The organism is Alcaligenes faecalis (genome assembly GCF_009497775.1).
Taxonomy (GTDB): Bacteria; Pseudomonadota; Gammaproteobacteria; order Burkholderiales; family Burkholderiaceae_B; genus Alcaligenes; species Alcaligenes faecalis_D.
Map to the genome: position 1 here is coordinate 3,574,042 of NZ_CP031012.1, position 23,382 is coordinate 3,597,423.

A 23,382-nucleotide genomic window follows, 5' to 3' on the forward strand; every position below is an offset into this window, starting at 1 on the left:
ATGTCCAACACCAACGAGCTGCGCCCTTTCCACCTGGCTTTTCCGGTCCATGATCTGGCCGTTGCACGCCAGTTCTACGGACAGACACTGGGCTGTCCCGAAGGCCGATCCTCTGATCAGTGGATTGACTTCAACTTCTACGGCCACCAGATCGTGGCTCACCTGGCCCCTTCAGAGTGTGGCAGCAACGCCACCAGCGCAGTGGATGCCCATAACGTGCCCGTGCGCCACTTTGGCGTCGTGCTGGACATGCCCACCTGGCAGACTCTGGCTGACAAGCTGGTTGCCGCTGGCACCAAATTCGTCATCGAACCCTATATCCGTTTCAAGGGCGAACCCGGCGAACAGGCCACCATGTTCTTCATGGATCCTTCGGGCAACGCCCTGGAATTCAAAGCCTTCAATAGCCTGGATTCGCTTTTCGCCAAATAAAGATGCACAAATCCTGGCAACTTACCGAGCAAGGCGACCGCTGTCTGCTAGTGCAGTTCAGCGGTCCGCTTTCTCTGGACACCGGTTTGCGCTGTACCCGCGCCGCACGCCTGCTGCGCGACCATGCGCCCGCCTGTGTCCGTGATCTGGTCCCCAGCTTTACCGCAGTCGCCATCCACTTTTACCCGGATGGCAGCAGCGACCAGCTTGCCCGTTTGCACGACTATGTTCACCAGGCCCTGGCCGAGCTGGATGCCAATCAAGATCAGGCCGCTCCCGGCGCTCTGGTGGATATTCCCGTTTGCTACGGCGGCCCTTTCGGACCCGACCTGCCCGCCATTGCGGAGCAACTGGGACTAAGCCAGGAACAAGTCATTGAACTGCACAGCAGTCAGGTGCAGCTGGTATTCATGGTGGGCTTTGCGCCCGGCGCTCCCTATGTGGGCATCCTGCCCGAGCAGTTGAATGTGCCGCGTCGTGCCACTCCTCGCACCGTCCTGCCCAAAGGCTCGGTAGCCATTGCCAACCAGCAAACCATTATTTACCCCAACGAATCTCCCGGCGGCTGGCACTTGATTGGCCGCTCGCCAGTTAACCTGTTCGATGCCCGGCGCTCCCCAGCCGCCCTGCTCGCCCCCGGCGACCAGGTACGCTTTGTGCCCCTGCCCCACGAGCAGTTTGATCACTGGACACCCGCATGACGGTGCATATCCTCAAACCAGGCATGATGAGCAGCCTGCAAGACCGAGGCCGTTATGGACACCAGCACCTGGGGGTTTCGCCCAGCGGTGCCATGGACGAACGCGCCCACCGACTGGCCCATTTGCTGGCTGGCAATACCGCCGAGCAGGATCTGGCCAGCCTGGAAATTACCGTCCAAGGCCCAAGCCTGCGTTTTGACGAACCCGCCCTGTTTGTACTGACCGGCGCGGATATGAACGCCAACCTGGATGGCCTGCCCGTGGCAGTCCTGCGCCCTACTCTGGCACGTGCCGGGCAGACGCTGACGATGCAATCCGCCAAACCCGGCCAGGGTGCGCGTAGCTACCTGTCTGTCTACGGCGGTTTTCAAGTCGAATCCTTGCTGGGCAGCCAAAGCACCCATATGCGTGTTGGCCTGGGCGGTTTTGAAGGCCGCGCCTTGAAGAAAGGTGACCAGATCGCACTGGCCCGACCACTACCCAATGACGAAACGGCGTTGAACCGTCTGCAAGCCGAACTCGACGAGCTGCGCATTTACATGCCTGCCGCCCTGGCCTTGGCTCCACGGGAACGCCTGCGCGTCATTCTGGATCAAGCTGATTTGTTTACCGACGAATCGCTGGAACTGTTCCAAAGCCAAAGCTATCGCATCAGCCCAGCCTCGGAGCGCATGGGTTATCGCCTGGAAGGTCAGCCCTTGCAGCGCAAGACACCCAAAGAACTGCTGTCCGCCCCCACCTGCTTTGGAACGATTCAGGTTCCCAACGATGGCCAGCCCATTGTATTGATGGCGGACCGCCAAACCACCGGCGGCTATCCGCGCATCGGCCAGGTCGCCAGTGTGGACCTGGCTCAAATCGCACAGCGCTTGCCCGGTCAGAATCTGGGTTTTGAAGTGGTCAGCACAGAGCAGGCTCTTACCTTGGCTGCCCGTCAGGAACAAGCCTTCACCCGCTTGAATGACAGCCTGGAGGCTTTGCGCCAGGCACTTGGGGCGTGCTTCGGTCAGGTTTAGTGTTGCAATCAGGCCCAGGAAACGGGCCTGATTCCACTCGATGCACTGACAAAGAAAAAATCAAAAAAACCAGCAGCGAACCAAAAAACAAATAGCACTAAAAATCAAAAATAAATAATTAAAAAAACATCAATAATAAAAACCGGGATATACCAAAAGATATCCCGGAGATACCAAATAAAAACCACGGCAACTGAATTATAAAAAAAGCCGTCCTATAATTATGAAGTCGATACAGACCAGACCTCGTTAGGTAAGGCTCCTGTACGGAGACAGGCTACTGCCCAGAAACGTCCAAAGACGCCAATGGGTTTGAACAGAAACCATCGACTTAAGGCGGTTTATAACGTAGCTAGGGTTCAATCCCTTATGCCGTACAGTGCTAAAGCTCAATGATTTGGGGTGCGTTGGCGGTCTGCCTGTGCGTGCCGCCAATCTGGTGCATGAACAACGGTGATTCGCCTATCTCTGGCCGCACCTTGCGAAAGCACGGCCCCATTCTGGAGAGGCGTGTTTTCATTGCCTGTTAGTTCCCCAACTAATGGACACCGTTACGGTGTCATCCTCTGGATGAGCCGATAAACCCCATGCACAGCAAGGTGTTTTACATGTTACAGCTCTATCAAGCCCCTGCAGCACATGCTGCTGATCAGGCCCTTGGCCGTGTCAGCTGGAATCACCACATCAACCCAGGGCAAGACGTGGTGCGTTCACTGGCCAACACCTTCTCTCTGGATCTCAAGACCCTGCAAAAACAGTTGGGATCATCCTGCCGGCCACTGGCAATGGAGTACCAGGGCACCACCATCATTACCCTTGCTGCCACCCGGAAAAACCAGCCCGATGCCAAGCGCCTGTTTGACATGGAATACCTGACCATTCTGGTGCGCGACGAACAGATTGTGACCGTGGGCCAAGACTCCAATCAATCCATGCACCAGTTGCTGGAAAGCCTGAATCAAAAACCCGAGCCAAGAAGTGTGCAAACGGTATTGTTCAGCATCTTGAAAGTGGGTGCCGGAAAATTCGTGGAAGCGCTTGCAGAAATTAACAAAAAAGTAGAAGAAGTTGAAAATGGATTAAAAAAATCCATTCAGAACAAACAAATCTTCAACCTGCTTGAAAATAATAAAAACCTTAATTTACTGTCAAGCACGCTGAAATCCAATTTGAATATTTTGAAAAAAATACAAATTAGAAAAAGCTTTAATTCCGATGATGCCAGTCATGCTTTATTGGCCGATGCCATTATTGAAACGGAACAAGCGCAAAGCATGGCCGAAATCCACAACATCAACCTCAGCAACTTGATGGATGCCTACTCGGCTGCCGTGGAAAACAACCTGAGCCTGGTCGTTCAGTACCTGTCTGTCTATGTCATCGTGGCCGCCGTTCCCATGGGAATCGCCGGTATTTATGGCATGAACACCCCTTTACCTTTCCAGGATGAGCCGTATGCCCTGGCGGCCTTGGGCGGTATTGCCCTGCTGGTCGCCACTTTGTTGGTTGTCACCCTCAAAGTTCGTCGAATCATCTAAGTTTCTGGAGAAATCCATGCTGCACATTTACAAAAGCGACGCCCAGGGCTCGCTCCTTACCGTCAAAGAGATCACCCACAACAGCCTGGTGTATCTGGAAAACCCCAGTGCTGCAGAAATTCAGAGCACCGCTAAAACACTGAATATCCCTCTGGATTTCTTTGAAGATTCGCTGGACAAGAACGAGCTGCCACGCATCCAGAAATCCGGTCAGGCTTCGCTGATTGTGGTCAATGCCCCTGTGCGTGTTGCGGACGCCAGCGCCAACGACGGCGTGCCGTACAAGACCGCCCCCATCGGCCTGATCCACACTCAAGACAACCTGGTGATTGTGGCCCGTGAAAAACTGCCCTTCATTGCCGACCTCATCAACGGCAAGTACGACGACTACCAGTCTTTCATGAAAACCCGTATCAGCCTCTTGCTGTTCAAGGCCGTCTCCCAGGCCTTTGATCACAGCCTGCACCAGATCAATCTTCAGGTCAGCAGCCTGCAGAAAAAGATCAAATCCTCGTATCACAACAACGAGCTGTTTGGCCTGATCAACCTGAACAAGAGCCTGGTGTATTTCTCCACCTCTCTAAGTGCCATGTCCATTTTGTACAAGCGCTTGATGGAAGGGGGAGATATCAAGATTCATGACGAAGAGAAAACGCGCCTGAACGACATCCTGATTGATATCCAGCAATCAGCCGAGATCACCGAGATGCGCCGTGAAAGCCTGAGCAACCTGATGGATGCTTACGCGGCCATTATTCACAACAACCTGAATTCCGTGCTGAAAATGCTCACCACGCTCACCATCGTGATGATCATTCCGACCATGATCGGTAGCATTTTCTCGATGAACGTAGCCTTGCCCTATGAAGAGGAGTGGATCTCCACGGTCGTGATCAGTGCTGCCATGGTGCTGATCAGCGCCTTCCTTGTGGTGCTGTTCTACAAGAAGAAATACCTGCGCCTCTAAGCTCGCCCCCCGCCCCTGGAATCCAATTTGCACGAGACATCACCATGAAAACTATTTACTGCAGCCGTAACAACGAGCTAAGCAAGGTTGAAAAGATTCGCCCCAACAGCTGGGTGCAACTGGTCAACCCAAGCTTGAACGAGATCCACGATGTTGCCACCACTCTGAATCTGCCCATCGAATTTCTGAACGATGCCATGGACGCCGATGAGCGTCTGCGTATCGAGCGCCGTGGCCCCGCCACCTTGCTGATGCTGCACATCCCTTACAGCGATCCCAACGTCAAGAACCTGTATGACGATGTGAAGTACAAGACTATTCCGTTTGGCATCATCCTCACCGGCGGCCACATGGTCACCGTCTGCAAGGAAGCGGGTTTCATCAACAAGGACTTCTTTGTGCAGCACGGTCTGGTCCTGGATGATCAGACGCAAAGCTATAACCTGTTTGCCATCCTGAATCAGGTCGCCCATGTGTTTGCCGACGCCAGCAAGACACTGGACGAATCCATCAGCAAGGCCGAAGAAGAGCTTTCCAAGTCGTACCGCAACCAGGAGCTGTACACGCTGCTGTACTTGAACGAAAGCTTGATCTACCTGACCACTGCCCTGAAAAACCTGATGCATGTCATGAACCGCATGCAGAAAGACAATCCGCTCCCTATGGATGCGCGAGCCAAGCTGCTGTTCGAAGAGGCGCTGGTCGAGGTCGAGCAGGTGTACTCCATTACCAAGATCAGTCAGATCAACCTGAACAACGTCATGGACGCCTACGGCAATATTATTCAGAACAACGTCAGCCACATTGTGAAGCTGCTCACCGCTGTCACCATTGTGTTGTCCATCCCCACGCTGATTGCCAGCATTTACGGGATGAACGTGCCGCTGCCGTATCAAGAGGAACCCGGTGCGTTTACCGCCATCATCATCAGCATGGTGGTTATCAGCGCACTGGTGGCACTGTTCTTCCAGAAGAAACGCTACCTCTGAGCCTAATGAAAAACACCCCGGAAGCAGAAGCTGCTTTCGGGGTGTTCTGTATTTCAAACCGGGCTCAAGACCCGGCGTGACACGAAGCGGATCAGCTTCATGTCCTGCTGAGGCTTACAGGAACAGCTTGTAAGCCGGGTTATCGGTCTCGTCCCAGTGCGGGTAGCCCAGGTTACCCAGGAATGCCTTGAATTCCTTTTTATCGGAAGGCGGAACCTGGATACCGATCAGGATGCGACCGTAGTCATCGCCCTGGTTACGGTAGTGGAACAAGCTGATATTCCAGTCCTGGTTCATGCTGGACAGGAATTTACGCAAGGCACCGGGGCGCTCTGGAAACTCGAAACGCAGCAGGACTTCGTCCGTCGCCTGGCTGGACACCCCACCTACCATATGACGCACATGGGTCTTGGCCAACTCGTTGCCCGTCAGATTCAAAGTGCCAAAGCCTTTCTTCACGAAACGCTCTTCCAGCTTTTCGATCTCCGCTTCCGAGGAAATCGACATACCCACAAAGACGTGTGCCTTTTCAGGGTTGGACATGCGGTAGTTGAACTCTGTCACCGAGCGGGTGCCCAGGGCATCGCACAGGCGGCGGAAGCTGCCTTTTGCCTCGGGGATCGTCAGAGCGAACAAGGCTTCACGAGCCTGACCCACATCCGCACGGTCTGCCACCATGCGCATACGGTCAAAGTTCATGTTCGCGCCGGACGTGACCGCGATCAATGTCTTGTTCTTGAGCTTGTTTTGAGCGGCGTAGCGCTTGGCACCGGCCAAAGCCAGAGCACCAGCCGGTTCCAGCACGCTACGCGAGTCCTGGAACACATCTTTGATAGCCGCACAAATCGCGTCCGTATCCACGATGACAAAATCATCCACATACTGACGCACCAGACGGAAAGTTTCAGAGCCCACCTGTTTGACGGCAGTACCGTCGGAGAACAGGCCTACATCCGACAAATTCACACGACGACCGGCCTTGATACTGCGCACCATGGCACAGGAATCTTCGGTCTGTACGCCGATCACTTTGATTTCAGGACGCAAGGACTTGATGTATGTGGCCACGCCCGCTGCCAGACCACCACCGCCAATCGCGACAAAGACCGCTTCAATCGGGCCGGGGTGCTGTTGCAGAATCTCCATGGCCACCGTGCCCTGCCCGGCGATCACATCAGGATCGTCAAAAGGATGCACAAAGGTCAGGCCTTCGTTCTTTTGCAATTCCAGAGCGTGCTGGTAGGAGTCCGAATAGCTCTCGCCCACCAGGACCACTTCGCCGCCCAGATTGCGGACACCGTCAATTTTCACTTGCGGAGTGGTGGTTGGCATGACGATAACGGCACGGCAACCCAGCTTGCGCGCTGCCATGGCCACGCCTTGCGCGTGGTTGCCAGCCGAAGCCGCCAGTACACCCCGTTTTAATTCTGCGGCCGACAGATTGGCCATCTTGTTATAGGCACCGCGCAGCTTGAAGCTAAAAACAGGTTGATAGTCTTCGCGCTTGAGCAGGACCGTGTTACTAATTCGTGCCGATACCTGGGGAGCGGGTTCAAGTGGTGTTTCGATGGCAACATCGTACACTTTCGAGGTCAGAATGCGCTTTAGGTAATCGTTCGACATGACTCAGCTTTAATCAACAACCGGTTTTGCCACCAAGGCCAGTCGCAGGCCCCTGCCTGAGACCGCTCACCGGGAAAGAAAAACAGAATACCATAGGCGGATGCCCTAACTGGCGTCCATTATTCCCTACAAAACCCGCCCACTTTACTTATGCAAGCCTGGATCTCCGATCTTATTTCGTGGCTCTTGACCACTCTGTCTCTGCCCGAAATCGGTTTAAGCGCCATTTTCATCGTCAGTCTGGTCTCGGCTACTCTCCTGCCCTTGGGGTCGGAACCGGCGGTATTCGCCTATATCAACCTGGCCCCGGACATGTTCTGGCCTGCTGTACTGGTAGCCACCGTGGGCAATACAGCGGGCGGCGCTATCAGCTATGCCACCGGTCTGGCAGCCGAAAAAGCCTACGAAGCCTGGCGCGAAAAGCACCCGCAACAGACAGAAGATGGGGCACGCCCCAAGAACAAGGCCGCTGGCCGCTGGCACGAGCTGGGACAACGCTGGCTGACCCGCATGGGCCCCCCCGCTCTGCTCTTGTCCTGGCTGCCGGTTGTAGGTGATCCCCTGTGTGCCGTCGCCGGTTGGCTACGCCTGCCATTTTGGCCCAGCCTGTTTTACATGGCGGTAGGGAAACTGGCGCGTTACATCACCATGACCGCGGGTCTGCTGTGGATTTTCCCCAAATTGGGTTGGTAATTTGCAGCAAACTGGCTGCAAACGCCCCCTTATCCCTGACTTGCCCCTGTAGTAAGGGGGCAGCCCGGCTACGATTCGTATACACTTGTCTTTTGCCTATCTGCTCCTCGCTGAGCCGCCCTTGACGGGCCTTGCCAACTATCGCCATGAACGCCCCCATTGCAAGTAAGCACCTGGCCGCCCAGGCACGCAACAACGACACGCCGCGCCTGCGTGAAATCCCCTACAACTACACCTCTTACTCGGACCGGGAAATTATCCTGCGACTGCTGGGTGAGGAAGCCTGGGAAAAGCTGTCCGAGCTACGCTCCGAACGCCGTACCGGCCGCTCCGCACGCATGCTGTTTGAGGTTCTGGGTGATATCTGGGTCGTCAAGCGCAACCCCTATCTGCAGGACGATCTGCTGGACAATCCCAAGCGCCAGCATCAACTGATCGAAGCCCTGAACCACAGGCTGAACGAAATCGACCAGCGCCGCGACAGCGCCGTGCCCGATCGCGATGCCAAGGTTCTGCGCCTCCTGCACGCTGCCCGGGGTGCAGTGGCCGCGTTTGAACAAGAATTTACCGATACCCGCGAGCTGCGCCAGAAAATTGTGCGCTCTCTGTCGCGCCTGACGGCCAAGGACAACATCAAGTTTGATGGCCTGTCACGCGTCTCGCACGTTACCGACGCTACTGACTGGCGGGTGGAATATCCCTTTGTCGTGCTCACCCCCGATCACGAAAACGAGATGGCCGCGCTGGTTCGCGCCTGTATCGAGCTGAAGCTGACCATCATCCCGCGTGGGGGTGGCACTGGCTACACCGGCGGCGCTATTCCGCTTAGCTGGCGCTCGGTGGTCATCAATACTGAAAAGCTGGACACCATTGGCAAGCCGGAGCAATCCACGCTGCCCGGCATGAGCGAACCCGTCACCACCATTCTGACTGGTGCAGGTGTCGTCACCCGTCGTGTAGCTGACGCCGCCGAAGCGGCTGGCACTGTATTTGCGGTTGACCCGACCTCGGCCGATGCCTCCTGTGTGGGCGGCAATATCGCCATGAACGCGGGCGGCAAGAAAGCCGTGCTGTGGGGTACCGCACTGGATAACCTCGCCTGGTGGCGCATGGTGGATGCTCAGGGCAACTGGCTGGAAGTGACCCGTCTTGAACACAATATGGGCAAGATCCACGACGTGGAAATGGCCCACTTTGAAGTCAAATGGTTTGATGGCCGTTACGCTCCCGGCGCCCAGTTGCTGCGCAGCGAAACCCTGCACATTGAAGGCCGGCGCTTTCGCAAGGAAGGCTTGGGTAAAGACGTTACCGACAAATTCCTGGCAGGCTTGCCCGGGATTCAAAAAGAAGGCTGTGATGGCCTGATCACGCAGGCCCGCTGGGTCTTGCACCGCATGCCTGCGCATACACGCACCGTCTGTATGGAGTTCTTCGGCCAGGCCAAACAGGCCGTGCCCTCCATTGTGGAAGTCATTGACTACCTGAACGGCGAAGGCAAACGCATCGGCGCGATTCTGGCCGGTCTGGAACACCTGGACGAACGCTATCTGCGCGCCGTGGGCTATGCCACCAAGAGCAAGCGCGACGGCCTGCCCAAGATGGTCTTGATTGGCGACATCGTGGGCGACGACCCCGATGCCGTGGCAACCGCCGCTTCGGAAGTGGTGCGTCTGGCCAATGGCCGCTCCGGTGAAGGCTTTGTAGCCGTCAGCGCCGAAGCCCGCAAGAAATTCTGGGCCGACCGCTCCCGTACTGCCGCCATTGCCCGCCACACCAACGCCTTCAAGATCAACGAAGACGTGGTGATCCCCCTGCGCCGCATGGGTGAGTACACCGAAGAGATCGAACGCATCAATATTGAGCTGTCCACGGACAACAAGCTGCGCTTGACCCGTGAACTGGAAGACTTCCTGCAAGGTGATCTGCCCGTCGGCAAGATCGAAGACCACAACGACGCCGAGCACACCCGCGAAGAGATCCTGGACGAGCGCCGTCACGACGCCCTGCAGATCGTGCGCGACGTACGCCAGCGCTGGCAGTGGCTGCAGGACAATCTGGACAAGCCCCTGCAAGACTCACGGGCGGATCTGACCGAGATTGGTGTGCCGCTGGACGCCGCCGCCATCGACGCCCGTCTGCAAGAAGACCCGAACACCTCGATTTTCCAGCTGTTGCAGGATCACACAATTCGCACCTCCTGGAAGAGCGAGATTCGTGAAAACCTGGAACACATTTTCCCCGGTGCCGACTGTGCTGCCGTGCTGACCGAACTGCAAGCCATTCACGACCGCGTGCTGAAAAGCCGTGTGTTTGTGGCTCTGCACATGCACGCCGGTGACGGTAACGTACACACCAACATCCCCGTGAACTCGGACGACTACGGCATGCTGCAGCAAGCCAACGTCACCGTGGCCCGCATCATGCAAATTGCGCGTGGTCTGGACGGCGTGATTTCCGGTGAGCACGGCATTGGTTTGACCAAGTACGAGTTCCTGACGCAAGAAGAGCTGGATCCCTTCCAGAACTACAAGCGCAAAGTGGACCCGAATAACCACTTCAACGCCGGCAAGCTGATGCCCGGTGCGGATTTGAGCCGCGCCTGGACCCCCAGCTTCAACCTGCTGGGCCACGAATCGCTGATCATGCAACGCAGCGAGATTGGCTCCATCTCCCACGCCATCAAGGATTGCTTGCGCTGCGGTAAATGCAAACCGGTCTGTGCCACCCACGTGCCACGCGCCAACCTGCTGTACTCGCCCCGCAACAAGATTCTGGCCACTTCCCTGCTGATCGAAGCCTTCCTGTACGAAGAACAAACACGTCGCGGGATCAGCCTGAAGCACTGGGAAGAGTTTGAAGACGTGGGCGACCACTGCACCCTGTGCCACAAGTGCTACAACCCCTGTCCGGTGGATATCGACTTTGGCGATGTGTCCATGGAAATGCGTTCCTTGCTGAACCGCATGGGCAAGAAGTCCTTTAATCCGGGCTCGGCCGCGGCCATGTTCTTCCTGAACGCCAAAGACCCGCGCGTCATCAAGGCAACCCGTACCGCCATGATTGAAGTGGGCTACAAGGCCCAGCGTGCTGTACACAATCTGCTGGCGGCTCCCGCCCGCAAACAGGTCAGCGCCCCGCCTGCCACTATCGGCAAGGCTCCGATCCGTGAACAGGTCATCCACTTCATCAACCGCAAGATGCCCGGCGGCCTGCCCAAGCAGACTGCCCGTAAATTGCTGGATATCGAGAACTCGGATTACGTACCTATCATCCGTAACCCGGAAGCCACCTCGGTGGATTCGGAAGCCGTGTTCTACTTCCCCGGCTGTGGTTCGGAGCGTTTGTTCTCGCAAGTGGGTCTGGCAACCCAGGCCATGCTCTGGCATGTAGGCGTACAGACGGTTCTGCCTCCTGGCTACCTGTGCTGTGGCTACCCGCAGCGCGGCAGCGGTCAAAGCGACAAGGCCGAGAAGATCATCACCGACAACCGTGTGCTGTTCCACCGTATGGCCACCACGCTGAATTACCTGGACATCAAAACCGTGGTGGTCAGCTGTGGTACCTGTTACGACCAATTGGCAGGCTACGAATTCGACAAGATCTTCCCTGGTTGCCGCCTGATCGACATCCACGAATACCTGCTGGAAAAAGGCTTGAAGCTGGAAGATGTGCAAGGCGTGCGCTACATGTATCACGACCCTTGCCACAGCCCCATGAAGCTGCAAGACCCCATGAAAACGGTTAAATCCCTGGTGGGCGACAGCACCATCAAGGCAGATCGTTGCTGTGGCGAGTCGGGCACGCTGGCTGTGTCGCGTCCAGACATCTCCACGCAGATCCGTTTCCGCAAGCACGAAGAACTGCAGAAGAACCAGGATGCTGTTCGCGCCGATGGCTTCCAGGGCGAAGTCAAAGTGCTGACATCCTGTCCGTCCTGCCTGCAAGGTTTGTCCCGTTACGAGGACGAAACCAAGATGGATGCGGACTACATCGTGGTGGAAATGGCCAAGCACATGCTGGGCGAGAACTGGATGGCGGACTACGTACGCCACGCCAATGATGGTGGTATTGAACGCGTTCTGGTGTAAACCACACGCATCACTCCCCCTGAACAGGCCGGCTTTATGTCGGCCTGTTTTGTAAGTGCCATGTGGGTATTTTTGCCGCTGGGCCGATCCCCAAAAAAAACACTCCCTTGGGAGGGTTGAAACAAGGTAAGGCTATTCGTCGCTGGGCCATCCCTCAAAGCGCCCATCGGATAGCTGCAAAGGGGCTTTTCTGCCGGGCCGCCGGAGATAATCTCCCTCAGGACGCCTTCAGCCCAAAACGCAGTATGGAAGCTTTTTCAGAATAGGTGCTTTTATGTCTGTTGATGATCCATTACTAATCAGCCTGCACGCCCTTCTCCGCAGCGAACGCACCGCGTCGCTGGGAACCCTCAGCAATCAAGGGTTGCCGGTGGTTTCCCGCGTTCCCTTTGCGATCTGCCCCGAGCAAGCCAGCATCATCATCCATATCAGCGAAATGGCGGCTCATACCCGTTATTTACTGCAACGCCCCGATGCCAGCCTGATGGTCAGTCAAAGCGAGCATGGCCAGGATGCCGTCCATGACCTGCCCCGTGTCACCTTTCAGATGCTGGCCCGCAAACTGGAACGCGAACAGCCCGACTGGGAACAGGCCAAGCAGGTTTATACCGCCCGCTTTCCCGACATGGAATTTCTGAGCAGCTTTACGGACTTCCATTTCTTTTCCCTGGATCTGGTTCGGGTGCGCCAAATTGCTGGCTTTGCAGCGGCACGCACCCTGAAACCTGAGCTGGTGCGCGCTTTACTGGCAAAGCCAGCAACCATCTGAATATTCAGGGGCAATCGGCCTTGAAATCCTTGGGAGCTCACCCAAGCCACGCCCCCTAACCCCCCCTTAAAACGGCAATAAACCAAGGCATCCCCCCTTGCTGGCCCCGAGTCATCTCCAAAATGTTGCTCGTTTTGCAACAACATCGTCACTAAGCAGCTTTAAGACACAGAAATCAAACCACCAATTAAACGTCCCTCTTTCTAGAGAAATCGCCACTTCCTCTCCAGCCCCTCCAAAAACAGGTACACGTTTTCGCACATTCCAGACGCTAGGTATGACAAAACGTAAATTTTACCGCTATAAGATTCAACGGCTATGACGTTAAATGGCACGTTAGGACGTCGACAACACGCCCTCAGAACGAGTTGCCGCCAAGCATAGAAAAAACCTAGAAGAGGAAGAGATGCCGAACAAGAAGCGCAGCACTTATGTGCTGGTACAGATGGCTTTACTGAGCATGATTTTGCCGGGCATCGCCCACGCGGAACCAGACAGTTCACTGGAGCAATGGCGTACTAAAGAATACAAACGCCAGCCTGGCCTGGACATGATCAACGCCGGTAAAGCCTATTCGCTGGGCTTTACCGGCAAGAGCGTGACTGTTGGTATTCTGGACAGCGGCATTGAGGCCAAGCACCCCGAATTTACAGGTGCGATCGCAGGCGGCTTTGACTTCAATACGGATACTCACTATGCCAACGGCCAGGGTGTAGACTCGAACCCTCCAATAGGTCACGGCAGTCACGTTGCCGGCATTATTGGAGCACGCCGCGATGGCTTCGGCATGCATGGTGTTGCCTTCAACAGCCAGCTCTTTGCCGTTGCTTATCTCGAGTCAGAGGGGGTTGAGGGCGACCGTGTGCTTTCCGAAGGATGGAATTATCTTGCCCAGTTCAAGCTGCCTATTATTAATAGCAGTCTGGGGCTCAATAACTGCCGCAACTCAACTACCCCACCCTGCCATGTCCTGGATTATGGTTCAGCGCAAAGCGCTCTAGATAGACAACCCCTGATTATCGAGTCCTTCAAAAACAGCGTAGAAGCGGGCACCTTGATGGTGTTTGCCACCGGTAATGAGAAACAAGACCACCCCGATTTCCTGGCTGGCTCTCCTCACTGGTTTCCCGAACTAAAAGACAATTGGCTGGCCGTCACCGCCTTGGGTGAGGAAGGCAATCTGGCCTCCTATGCCAATAAATGCGGTGTGGCCGCCGAGTGGTGCCTAGCCGCTCCCGGTGGAGACTACAACCCAGGGATTAAGTCAGTCAACTCTTCAGGCGGGTATGCGGTCATTAGCGGCACCTCAATGGCGTCCCCACACGTAGCCGGCGGTGCTGCTCTGGTCAAGGAAGCCTTCCCCTACTTCACCGCCTATCACCTGCAACAAACCTTGCTGACCACCGCAACGCCTCTAGGTGACCCCAGCATCTACGGCTGGGGCCTGATGAATGTGGGCAAGGCCGTTCAAGGACCAGGACAATTTACCCGTCTGTTCGATGTAGACACGCTGGGATACAACTCCACCTTCGCCAATGACATCAGTGGCACAGGTGGCCTGCACAAGCGCGGTTCCGGCTCTCTGGAGCTGGCCGGCAACAACAGCTATACCGGCGATACGACTGTCAGCGGTGGTCGCCTGGCTGTCAATGGCACGCTGGCCTCTGCGGTCACGATCGAACGCGAAGGCACCCTGGGCGGTTCCGGTACGGTTGCTCAAGTAGATAACTACGGCACCCTGGCTCCGGGTAATTCAGTGGGCACCTTGACCGTCAGTGGCGACTACACCGCCCATGCCGGTTCGGTACATGAACTGGAAGTCGGTCCCGCTGGGGCGACAGATCGTCTGGTGGTTGGCGGTGCAGCCCATATCGACGGCACCCTCAAACTGGCTGGCGGCCCCTTCCGCCAGAACGTCAGCTATTCATTCCTGAACGCAACCAACGGCGTGACCGGGCAATATAGCCACATTGCTTATGACATGGCCTTCCTGTCACCGACTTTAGTCTACGGTCCCAGCCTATCCTTGATGGTCGAGCGCAACGACACGCCCTTTGCTGCCTTCGCCTATACCGGCAATCAGAAGTCTGTCGCCCAGGCATTGGATACCGGCTCCACACAGCCCCCTGCCGCCATGACTGATCTGTATGACACGGTGCTTAATGCCCAGTCCACTCAGGTCGCGGGCTATATGGAGCAGCTACAAGGCCAGATCCATGCAGGTACGACCTCGGCTCTGCTGAGCAACGGCGACCTGCTGCCCCGCACCTTGGGCAAACAAGCTTCGGGCGCACGTAATGCAACCGGCAAAGACACCGTCTTGTGGGCTGAAGTCATCCATCAACAACGTGATCTGGATGGTGACGACAACAGCCAGGATGTACGCCACAAAGTGGGCGGACTGTTCCTGGGTGGCGATACGGCCATCGGCGAGCAAGGCTGGCGCATGGGTGCCTCTCTGGGCTATCTGGAAAACCGCATCAAGCTGGATGATCGTCGCCAGAGCTCGCGCAGCAATAGCTACAGCGCGGCCCTGTACGGGACGCAGGCTTGGGAAATGGGTTCGGGCAGTCTGAACCTGCTGGCCGGTGGTGCTTACACCCGCCACAGCCTGGACAGCGAGCGCTCTCTCTCTGTTCACCAAAGCGAGACACTGAAGGCAGACTACAAGGCGCACAGCATTCAGGCTTTTGCCCAGTTGGGTTACCGCATGCCGGTCAGCCCACGCTCCAGCGTGGAGCCCTATGCCAGCGTGAACTGGCACCAACTGCGTCACGGCTCCTTCAGTGAATCAGGCGGTCAAGCTGCCTTGCGTGGCGACTCGCAACGCCAGAACCTGAGTACCGTCACACTGGGTCTGCGCGGCACCACTGAGGTGGACCTGTCCAAAACCACCTTGTCCCTAAGCGCCGGTTTAGGCTGGCGTCATGCCCTGGGTGACACCACACCCGAGCGTGAACTGGCCTTTGCCGCACTGCCCGGCAGCAACTTCCGCGTCAGCGGCGCACCTATCGCCAAGAATGCCGCTGTTGCCGAACTGGGCGCTGAGCTGAAAGCAGGCAAGAGCACCTCCTTCGGGCTGAACTACCAGGGTCAGTTTGGCCGCAATCAGGATCATGCTGGCTCTATGTTCATGAAAGTGCGCTTCTAATCAAAGAACTTGCAGGGTGGTGCCTGCTCCGCACAGCCACCACCTTCGCAACAAAAATAAACAAGTATGAAGGGCATCGGTGTTGCACATACAAGGGCGGGACGCTGAATAGAGCACAAGCTCGACGGCATATAAGCCCGTAACGAAAAGATTAAACGGTTATGCCGTTAAATATGTCTTAAGGTTATTAACAGCAAGCTTTCGCAACGAATTGCCGCCATACATAAAAAGCCGGAAAGAGGAACAGATGTCGAACAAGAAACGCAACACTTATCTGCTGGTGCAGATGGCTTTGTTAGGCCTTGCCTTGCCGGGTCTCGCCTATGCGGAGCCAGACGGCACCTTAGAGCAATGGCGCACGAAAGAATATAAAAACCAACCTGGCCTGGACATGATCAATGCGGCCAAAGCCTATGCGCTGGGCTTTACCGGCAAGGGCGTGACTGTCGGTATTCTGGACTCCGGCATTGCGGGCGATCATCCCGAATTTGCCGGTGCCATTGCGGGAGGTTTTGATTTCAGCACCAATACTCCCTACGCCAATGGTCAAGGGGTGGACTCAGACGACGCGCCAGGCCATGGTTCTCATGTTGCTGGGATTATCGGTGCACGCCGCGATGGCGTCGGCATGCATGGCGTTGCCTTCAACAGCCAGCTCTTTGCCGTTGCTGTCGCCGCAAATGAGAGTTTCCTAACCCCCGAAGAAGAAGCCGCGTACGAAGACCGTGAGTTTTCCAGAAGCTGGAATTATCTTGCTCAGTTCAAACTGCCCATTATCAATAACAGCGTAGGACTCAATAACTGTCTCGACTCCAATGACCCACCTTGCCATGTCCTGGATTATGGCTCAGCACAAGGCGTTCTGGACTGGCAGCCCTTGATTATTGATTCCTTCAGGAACAGCGTCGAAGCGGGCACCTTGATGGTGTTTGCCACCGGTAATGAGAAACAAGACCACCCCGATTTCCTGGCTGGCTCTCCTCACTGGTTTCCCGAGCTAAAAGACAATTGGCTGGCCGTCACCGCCTTGGATGAGGAAGGCAATCTGGCCCCCTATGCCAATAAATGCGGTGTCGCGGCTGAATGGTGTTTGGCCGCCCCCGGTGGCAAGAATCCCGGAATTCTCTCCGTCGACTCTAGTGGTGGCTATGCCCATGAGTACGGTACCTCAATGGCATCCCCACACGTAGCCGGCGGTGCTGCTCTGGTCAAGGAAGCCTTCCCCTACTTCACGGCATATCACCTGCAACAAACTTTGCTGACCACCGCAACGCCCCTGGGTGACCCAAGTCTTTACGGCTGGGGCCTGATGAATGTGAGCAAGGCCGTTCAAGGACCAGGACAATTTACCCGTCTGTTCGATGTAGACACGCAGGGATACAACTCCACCTTCGCCAATGACATCAGCGGTACAGGCGGCCTGCATAAGCGCGGTTCCGGCTCTCTGGAGCTGAGCGGCAATAACAGCTATACCGGCGACACCACCGTCAGCGGCGGTCGTCTGGCCGTCAATGGCACGCTGGTATCCGCTATCACTGTAGAGCGCGAAGGCACTTTGGGTGGCTCTGGTACGGTTGCTCAAGTAGATAACTACGGCACCCTGGCTCCGGGTAATTCAGTGGGCACCTTGACCGTCAGCGGCGACTACACCGCCCATGCCGGTTCGGTACATGAACTGGAAGTCGGTCCCGCTGGGGCGACAGATCATCTGGTGGTTGGCGGTGCAGCCCATATCGACGGCACCCTCAAACTGGCTGGCGGCCCCTTCCGCCAGAACGTCAGCTATTCATTCCTGAATGCGACCAACGGCGTGACCGGGCAATACAGCCACATTGCTTATGACATGGCCTTCCTGTCACCGACTTTAGTCTACGGTCCCAGCCTGTCCCTGATGGTCGAGCGCAACGACACGCCCTTTGCTGCCTTCGCCTATACCGGCAATCAGAAGTCTGTCGCCCAGGCATTGGATACCGGCTCCACACAACCTCCTGCTGCCATGACTGAGCTGTATGACACGGTGCTTAATGCCCAGTCCAGCCAAGTCGCAGGCTATATGGAGCAGTTGCAAGGCCAGATCCATGCAGGCACCACCTCGGCTCTGCTGAGCAACGGTGACCTGCTGCCCCGCACCTTGGGTAAGCAAGCTTCGGGCGCACGTAATGCAACCGGCAAAGACACCGTCTTGTGGGCTGAAGTCATCCATCAACAACGTGATCTGGACGGTGACGACAACAGCCAGGATGTACGCCACAAAGTGGGCGGACTGTTCCTGGGTGGTGATACTGCTATTGGTGAGCAAGGTTGGCGTATGGGTGCGTCCTTGGGTTATCTGGAAAACCGCATCAAGCTGGATGATCGTCGCCAGAGCTCGCGCAGCAATAGCTACAGCGCGGCCCTGTATGGAACACAAGCTTGGGAAATGGGCTCGGGCAGTCTGAACCTGCTGGCCGGTGGTGCTTACACCCGCCACAGCCTGGACAGCGAGCGCTCTATCTCTGTTCACCAGAGCGAGACACTGAAGGCAGACTACAAGGCGCACAGCATTCAGGCTTTTGCCCAGTTGGGTTACCGCATGCCGGTCAGCCCACGCTCCAGCGTGGAGCCCTATGCCAGCGTGAACTGGCACCAACTGCGTCACGGCTCCTTCAGTGAATCAGGCGGTCAAGCTGCCTTGCGTGGCGACTCGCAACGCCAGAACCTGAGTACCGTCACACTGGGTCTGCGCGGCACCACTGAGGTGGACCTGTCCAAAACCACCTTGTCCCTAAGCGCCGGTTTAGGCTGGCGTCATGCCCTGGGTGACACCACACCCGAGCGTGAACTGGCCTTTGCCGCACTGCCCGGCAGCAACTTCCGCGTCAGCGGCGCACCTATCGCCAAGAATGCCGCTGTTGCCGAACTGGGCGCTGAGCTGAAAGCAGGCAAGAGCACCTCCTTCGGGCTGAACTACCAGGGTCAGTTTGGCCGCAATCAGGATCATGCTGGCTCGCTGTTCATGAAGGTCCGTTTCTAAGCAACGCAACAAAGCACGGGGCTGACAAGACGTCAGCCCCGTGCACTATCAAACAGACAGACATGAAAAATCCCTGCGATGCTCCAGGCACGGCAGGGATTCAGGCTACAAAGCCAAACCGGCAATACGCCGGTTCTGGCAATTAGCGGTCAGATTCCTTAAAGCTACAGACGGTGTAAACCGACAGGCCGGAATCCGTCACCGCTTTGGAGCCACCCAGTTCGGGCAGATCAATAATTGCGGCAGCTTCCACCACGTTGGCACCCAGGCGTTGCAGCAAACGAGCCGCAGCCAGCAAAGTACCACCAGTAGCAATCAGGTCGTCAATCAGCAAGACACGCTGGCCGGGGCGCACGGAATCCGTATGCATCTCGACGCTGGCATTGCCATATTCCAGGGAATATTCTTCGGCCACGGTATTGAAAGGCAGCTTGCCCTTTTTACGCACTGGCACAAAACCCAGGTTCAATTCGTAGGCCAGAACCGAGCCCACGATAAAGCCGCGTGCATCCACACCCGCCACCAGATCCAGCTTTTGTCCCATGTAACGGTAGACAAACAGGTCAATCAACACCCGGAAGGATCGCGGATCTTGCAGAACCGTGGTGATATCGCGGAAAGTCACCCCTGGCTTGGGCCAGTCCGGCACATTGCGAATGATTTGACGGATGTACTGGGTGGGATCAATTTGCATGTCAAAGCTTCTACAACAAAAAATCCGGGCGCGAAGGGCGCACTTGGATACGTTGCAAGTGTACACAATTGGGCAGCAGCAACAAGGGCTCGCCCGGCTTGTGCTCGTAAGTTGTACTAATACGACGCGATTGGGCAAAAAACGCCACAGACTTGACCCGAAGCGTCCTTTTAGTTTGGCTCTAAAGTATTTATTGGCGTGTCGGATTTACGCTGCAAACGGCCCACCTCAAACTGATAAACGCTATCGACCAAAGGCAGCAAGCGGGTATCGTGGGTTGCCATAATCACGGTTTTCCCACGCGCTGCGGCCAGAATATCCTGCATCAAAGCCTGACTGGTCGGGCCATCGAGACTGGCCGTAGGCTCGTCCAGAAACCAGATATGAGCAGGCGACAGCAACACACGCGCCAGACACAGGCGGCGCTGCTGCCCCAGAGATAATTGCTGCCCGCCCTCGCCCAGCCAGGTGTCCAGCCCTTGGGGCAAATCGCGTACCACACTGTCCAGTTGAGCATCGTGAAGCACCTGCCAGATTCGTTGCTCCGAAGCCGTCGGTTCTGCCAGCAAAAGATTATCCCGCACCGAACCCAGAAACAGCGGCGAGTCCTGCGCCAGCAAGGCGCAATGATCAAACCAGCTGGCGCGGCTCCAATGCTGGGCTGTTTCACCTTCCACCAGATACTGCTGTCCCGAGACAGGCAACAAGCGCATCAGCACGCCCAGCAAGGTGGACTTGCCCGAACCGCTGGGGCCAAAAATGGCAATGTGCTCTCCGGCTTGGACTTGCAGCGACAAATGCTCCAATACCGGCTGCGTACCGTAAGCAAAATTCAGGTCCGTGATTTCCAGAGAGGCCGGCTTGTCCAGTGCAATCGCCTGCCCTTGCGCCTGATCGCCGTCCTCGGGCTCGTCCAGAATGGTCAGCAAACGATTGCTGGCCGCCTGAACCTCTCCCAAACGAGACGCGCCGCGCATCATGGGAGCCATAATTTCGAACAAACCCAGCAGAGCCAACACCAGACCCACCCACAAAGGGCCGCTCATGGCTTGCAGATTGACCTGCTGTGCTCCAACCAGCAGGCAGGTCATCAAGGCCACGCCCATCAAGACTTGCTGGGAAAACTGCCCGACAATGCCCCAGCCATTGCTGCGTAAACGGGCTTGTCCCAGCTCCAGGCCAAGCTTGTCCACTTGCTCTTGCACGGCATCCGCAGCGGCAAACACCTGAATATCGGCATAGGCGCGGATGGCCTGATGCACCAGAACACGCTGGCGGTTTTCCAGTTGATGCACCTGCTGGGCTGCACGGCTGGCGCCACGGGCACAGATGTACGGAATCAGACAGGCTGCGATCAGCAGGCAAGCCAGAATCAGCCAGGCCCACCAGGACAGCCAGGTTTGCAGCACCGCGCTAAAGACCAGACCGGCCACTACTGCTGTGGTCAGCGGCACCAAAATCAGCAAGAGCACCAGATCCAGCACAGCCACGTCAGAGGTCAGGCTGGAAGCCAGCTCCCCATCCCGGAACTGAGCCAGGCGAGACTGACTGAAGCGGCTCAAACGCCCGAAAACCAGGCTGCGAATGCGTACTTGCAGATCCAGCGTCAGGGCATGGCCGACTACTCGTTCCAGATACCGGGAGGCGATACGCCAAAAGGACAGGCCACGAATCATGGCCGAAGGACCAAACAGATTGAATACGATGCCCAAGGTAGCCAGGAAAGCGCTGCTTAAAAACCAGCCCGCTACACCTAAAAGGCCAACACCGGCGGCCACCGTGCTGATCGCCAGCAGAACCGTAAACAGCACCGCCCCGCGTCGTGCGCGCAGGCTGGAACCTAAAAGACGAAACCACGCTTTCATGCCGTCAGAACTCCTTGGGCGATGTGCAACTGGTTCGAGCACATTGCCGCCAGTTCCTGGTCATGCGTGGCCACGACCAGACAGCGTCCCTGACAGAAGCGCAGAATATTACGCATGACACGATCGCGTGTCGCCGCATCCAGGCGGGAGCTGGGTTCGTCCAGCAAGACCACATGCGGGTCGGTCAAAAACAGGCGGGCCAGTGCCAAGCGCTGAATCTGACCACCTGAAAGTCCAAACCCACCTTCACCCAGCGCCGTCTGTAAACCATCGGGCAAGGCCCGTACAAATTCGGCAGCACAGGCTTGTTCCAGGGCTTGCCACAGTTGTTCATCACTGGCTTGTGGCGCTGCCAGACGCAAGCCATCGGCAATCGTGCCCATGGCTAAAAAAGCCTGCTGGGAAACCAGTACGACACCGTCGTGGCGCGTCAGCAGGCGACCAGCCGTGTCGCTATTGCGCAGCAGGATTTCACCCTGCGACAAGGGGCGCAAACCAATCAGGCTTTCCAGCAGGCTGGTCTTGCCGGAGCCACTGGCTCCCAACACCGCATAGGACTGATCTATATAGAGTTGCAGGCCGGGCACTTCCAGCAAGGTCCCCTGCCCGCCCAGCTGCGGCAAATGCAGATGACGCAATACCAGTACCGGCAAGTTGGGAAAAACCGCTTCATGGTCTGCGCTGGTGGGGGCAGCAGGAATCAAATCCTGGCCCAGTTTTGCCCACAGTCTGTCGACCTCTACCGCCGCTGCACGCGCCGCTGCCCGGTCGTGATAATTGGCGGCCAACTGGCGCAAGGGCTGGTAAGCCTCGGGAGCCAGGAGCAAGCAGAACAAGCCCTGTTGCAGGCTGATGCCCGAAAAGGACTCGCCCAGATAGCCCAGGTAACCCAAGCCAATGTAAACAGCGATCCCGGCCACACCCAATGCCGCGAAGAACTCCAGCACGGCTGACGATAGAAACGCGATACGCAGCACTTTCATGGTGCGTGTACGCAGTTCCTGACTGGCCAGCTCCACACGCTGCAACTCGTCCTGCCCGCGCCCCATCAGGCTGAGGGTAAAAATGCCGCGCAGACGGTCAGCGAAAAAGCCGGACAGGCGCAGCGTGGTTTGTTGTTGCTCACGACTGGCCGCTTCCGCCCCCCAGCCCACCAAGGCCATGAACAGGGGAATCAGGGGAGTGCTCAGCAAGAGAATCAAGGAAACAATGCCATCCACCGGCAAGACCGCCAGCACCAGCGCCAAAGGCACCAGGGCAGCGGCCGCCATGCAAGGGATGTAGCGCGTCACAAAGCCATCCAGAGCTTCGATTTGCGTGATCAGACTGGTGGAAAGTTCGCCGCTATTGCTGGCCCGCAAGCGCGGCACCGTACTGCGGAACAGTCGGGCAAACAGCTCGGAGCGCAGCCCTTGTTTCAGTTGTTCTGAAACCTTTTGCGCACGGCGTTCACCAAAAGCGGAAATGGCGGCACGCAGCAGCAAAAGCGCGGCCACCATCAGAATAGAGAAAAGCTGCCCTGTCCAGGGCAAGCCATCGACCACAATTGCCTGCACAATCTTTGCCAGCAACCAGGCCTGGGGAATCAGTAAAGCGCCAGCCAGCACAGGGGCCAGCATGGAAGCCCGCAAAGCCGTGCGGGCGCGGCTGGAGAATTGCCCCAGCCATTGTTGCGCCGTTGGACTTTGCGGGGTCAATCAGGCCTCGATATCTGCATTGATCTTGGAGGATGCTGCATTCTGCAAAGCAGTGTTCTCACGCAGCTCGAACCACATCGCATTCAGGATGGAGAATGCGCAGGCCAGACCCAAACCTAGAATCCAAGAGAAGTACCACATATGCG

16 protein-coding genes and 1 riboswitch are annotated in these 23,382 nt (G+C 56.8%); of the genes, 11 read left to right on the top strand and 5 right to left on the bottom strand.

What is annotated here, in order from left to right:
* The 6 genes from DUD43_RS16465 (at position 1) to DUD43_RS16490 (ending at position 5,643) form a co-directional block, all read left to right on the top strand.
* Positions 1 to 432 (top strand): VOC family protein, encoded by a 432-nt coding sequence (locus DUD43_RS16465; protein ID WP_153231128.1) that lies wholly within the window; start codon positions 1 to 3, stop codon positions 430 to 432.
* Between the two features lie 2 nt (positions 433 to 434).
* Entirely contained in the window at positions 435 to 1,133 is a 699-nt protein-coding gene (pxpB, locus tag DUD43_RS16470; RefSeq protein ID WP_153231129.1) for a 5-oxoprolinase subunit PxpB, read from the top strand.
* Entirely contained in the window at positions 1,130 to 2,149 is a 1,020-nt protein-coding gene (locus DUD43_RS16475) for a biotin-dependent carboxyltransferase family protein (protein WP_153231130.1), read from the top strand. The genes pxpB and DUD43_RS16475 overlap by 4 nt, the downstream gene beginning before the upstream one ends.
* A gap of 238 nt (positions 2,150 to 2,387) precedes the next feature.
* A riboswitch (M-box (ykoK) riboswitch) is annotated at positions 2,388 to 2,558 on the top strand.
* Between the two features lie 178 nt (positions 2,559 to 2,736).
* A complete protein-coding gene (locus DUD43_RS16480) occupies positions 2,737 to 3,687 on the top strand; it encodes a magnesium transporter CorA family protein (RefSeq protein WP_153231131.1) in 951 nt (316 codons plus the stop codon).
* Between the two features lie 16 nt (positions 3,688 to 3,703).
* Positions 3,704 to 4,654, top strand: a complete 951-nt coding sequence (locus tag DUD43_RS16485; protein ID WP_153231132.1) for a magnesium transporter CorA family protein — start codon at positions 3,704 to 3,706, stop codon at positions 4,652 to 4,654.
* 44 nt (positions 4,655 to 4,698) lie between these two features.
* A complete protein-coding gene (locus DUD43_RS16490) occupies positions 4,699 to 5,643 on the top strand; it encodes a magnesium transporter CorA family protein (protein ID WP_153231133.1) in 945 nt (314 codons plus the stop codon).
* 114 nt (positions 5,644 to 5,757) lie between these two features.
* On the opposite strand, the gene ilvA is transcribed toward DUD43_RS16490, so the two are convergent.
* Complete coding sequence (gene ilvA, locus DUD43_RS16495) at positions 5,758 to 7,266, bottom strand: threonine ammonia-lyase, biosynthetic (RefSeq protein ID WP_035270321.1); 1,509 nt, start codon at positions 7,264 to 7,266, stop codon at positions 5,758 to 5,760.
* Between the two features lie 150 nt (positions 7,267 to 7,416).
* Here ilvA and DUD43_RS16500 point away from each other — a divergent pair, with 150 nt between their 5' ends.
* From DUD43_RS16500 to DUD43_RS16520, 5 genes are all read left to right on the top strand, one after another.
* Complete coding sequence (locus tag DUD43_RS16500) at positions 7,417 to 7,959, top strand: YqaA family protein (protein WP_042486671.1); 543 nt, start codon at positions 7,417 to 7,419, stop codon at positions 7,957 to 7,959.
* A gap of 146 nt (positions 7,960 to 8,105) precedes the next feature.
* Positions 8,106 to 12,047, top strand: coding sequence for a DUF3683 domain-containing protein (locus DUD43_RS16505; RefSeq protein WP_153231134.1), 3,942 nt, complete (start codon positions 8,106 to 8,108; stop codon positions 12,045 to 12,047).
* A 274-nt stretch (positions 12,048 to 12,321) separates the two neighbouring features.
* A complete protein-coding gene (locus DUD43_RS16510) occupies positions 12,322 to 12,816 on the top strand; it encodes a HugZ family protein (RefSeq protein ID WP_153231135.1) in 495 nt (164 codons plus the stop codon).
* Positions 12,817 to 13,222: 406 nt separating this feature from the next.
* Positions 13,223 to 15,967, top strand: a complete 2,745-nt coding sequence (locus DUD43_RS16515) for an autotransporter domain-containing protein (protein ID WP_153231136.1) — start codon at positions 13,223 to 13,225, stop codon at positions 15,965 to 15,967.
* A 247-nt stretch (positions 15,968 to 16,214) separates the two neighbouring features.
* A complete protein-coding gene (locus tag DUD43_RS16520) occupies positions 16,215 to 18,980 on the top strand; it encodes an autotransporter domain-containing protein (RefSeq protein WP_153231137.1) in 2,766 nt (921 codons plus the stop codon).
* 142 nt (positions 18,981 to 19,122) lie between these two features.
* Here the strand turns inward: DUD43_RS16520 and DUD43_RS16525 are convergent, their stop codons facing one another.
* From DUD43_RS16525 to cydX, 4 genes are all read right to left on the bottom strand, one after another.
* The gene (locus tag DUD43_RS16525; RefSeq protein ID WP_026483768.1) at positions 19,123 to 19,674 is read right to left on the bottom strand and encodes an adenine phosphoribosyltransferase; all 552 of its coding nucleotides are present in this window, start codon (positions 19,672 to 19,674) and stop codon (positions 19,123 to 19,125) included.
* 170 nt (positions 19,675 to 19,844) lie between these two features.
* Complete coding sequence (gene cydC / locus DUD43_RS16530; RefSeq protein WP_153231138.1) at positions 19,845 to 21,539, bottom strand: thiol reductant ABC exporter subunit CydC; 1,695 nt, start codon at positions 21,537 to 21,539, stop codon at positions 19,845 to 19,847.
* Complete coding sequence (gene cydD, locus DUD43_RS16535; RefSeq protein ID WP_228125826.1) at positions 21,536 to 23,236, bottom strand: thiol reductant ABC exporter subunit CydD; 1,701 nt, start codon at positions 23,234 to 23,236, stop codon at positions 21,536 to 21,538. The genes cydC and cydD overlap by 4 nt, the downstream gene beginning before the upstream one ends.
* On the bottom strand, positions 23,237 to 23,377 hold the full coding sequence (gene cydX / locus DUD43_RS16540; protein WP_153231139.1) for a cytochrome bd-I oxidase subunit CydX: 141 nt from the start codon (positions 23,375 to 23,377) through the stop codon (positions 23,237 to 23,239).
* Positions 23,378 to 23,382: the final 5 nt, after the last annotated feature.

Bases quoted from the DNA above. Each gene is read 5' to 3' on its own strand.
- DUD43_RS16515 (WP_153231136.1), top strand. From the start codon at position 13,223: ATGCCGAACAAGAAGCGCAGCACTTATGTGCTGGTACAGATGGCTTTA.
- DUD43_RS16510 (WP_153231135.1), top strand. From the start codon at position 12,322: ATGTCTGTTGATGATCCATTACTAATCAGCCTGCACGCCCTTCTCCGC.
- DUD43_RS16465 (WP_153231128.1), top strand. From the start codon at position 1: ATGTCCAACACCAACGAGCTGCGCCCTTTCCACCTGGCTTTTCCGGTC.
- DUD43_RS16485 (WP_153231132.1), top strand. From the start codon at position 3,704: ATGCTGCACATTTACAAAAGCGACGCCCAGGGCTCGCTCCTTACCGTC.
- cydX (WP_153231139.1), bottom strand. From the start codon at position 23,377: ATGTGGTACTTCTCTTGGATTCTAGGTTTGGGTCTGGCCTGCGCATTC.
- DUD43_RS16480 (WP_153231131.1), top strand. From the start codon at position 2,737: ATGCACAGCAAGGTGTTTTACATGTTACAGCTCTATCAAGCCCCTGCA.
- DUD43_RS16505 (WP_153231134.1), top strand. From the start codon at position 8,106: ATGAACGCCCCCATTGCAAGTAAGCACCTGGCCGCCCAGGCACGCAAC.
- cydC (WP_153231138.1), bottom strand. From the start codon at position 21,539: ATGAAAGCGTGGTTTCGTCTTTTAGGTTCCAGCCTGCGCGCACGACGC.
- DUD43_RS16525 (WP_026483768.1), bottom strand. From the start codon at position 19,674: ATGCAAATTGATCCCACCCAGTACATCCGTCAAATCATTCGCAATGTG.
- pxpB (WP_153231129.1), top strand. From the start codon at position 435: ATGCACAAATCCTGGCAACTTACCGAGCAAGGCGACCGCTGTCTGCTA.
- ilvA (WP_035270321.1), bottom strand. From the start codon at position 7,266: ATGTCGAACGATTACCTAAAGCGCATTCTGACCTCGAAAGTGTACGAT.
- DUD43_RS16500 (WP_042486671.1), top strand. From the start codon at position 7,417: ATGCAAGCCTGGATCTCCGATCTTATTTCGTGGCTCTTGACCACTCTG.
- DUD43_RS16520 (WP_153231137.1), top strand. From the start codon at position 16,215: ATGTCGAACAAGAAACGCAACACTTATCTGCTGGTGCAGATGGCTTTG.
- DUD43_RS16490 (WP_153231133.1), top strand. From the start codon at position 4,699: ATGAAAACTATTTACTGCAGCCGTAACAACGAGCTAAGCAAGGTTGAA.
- DUD43_RS16475 (WP_153231130.1), top strand. From the start codon at position 1,130: ATGACGGTGCATATCCTCAAACCAGGCATGATGAGCAGCCTGCAAGAC.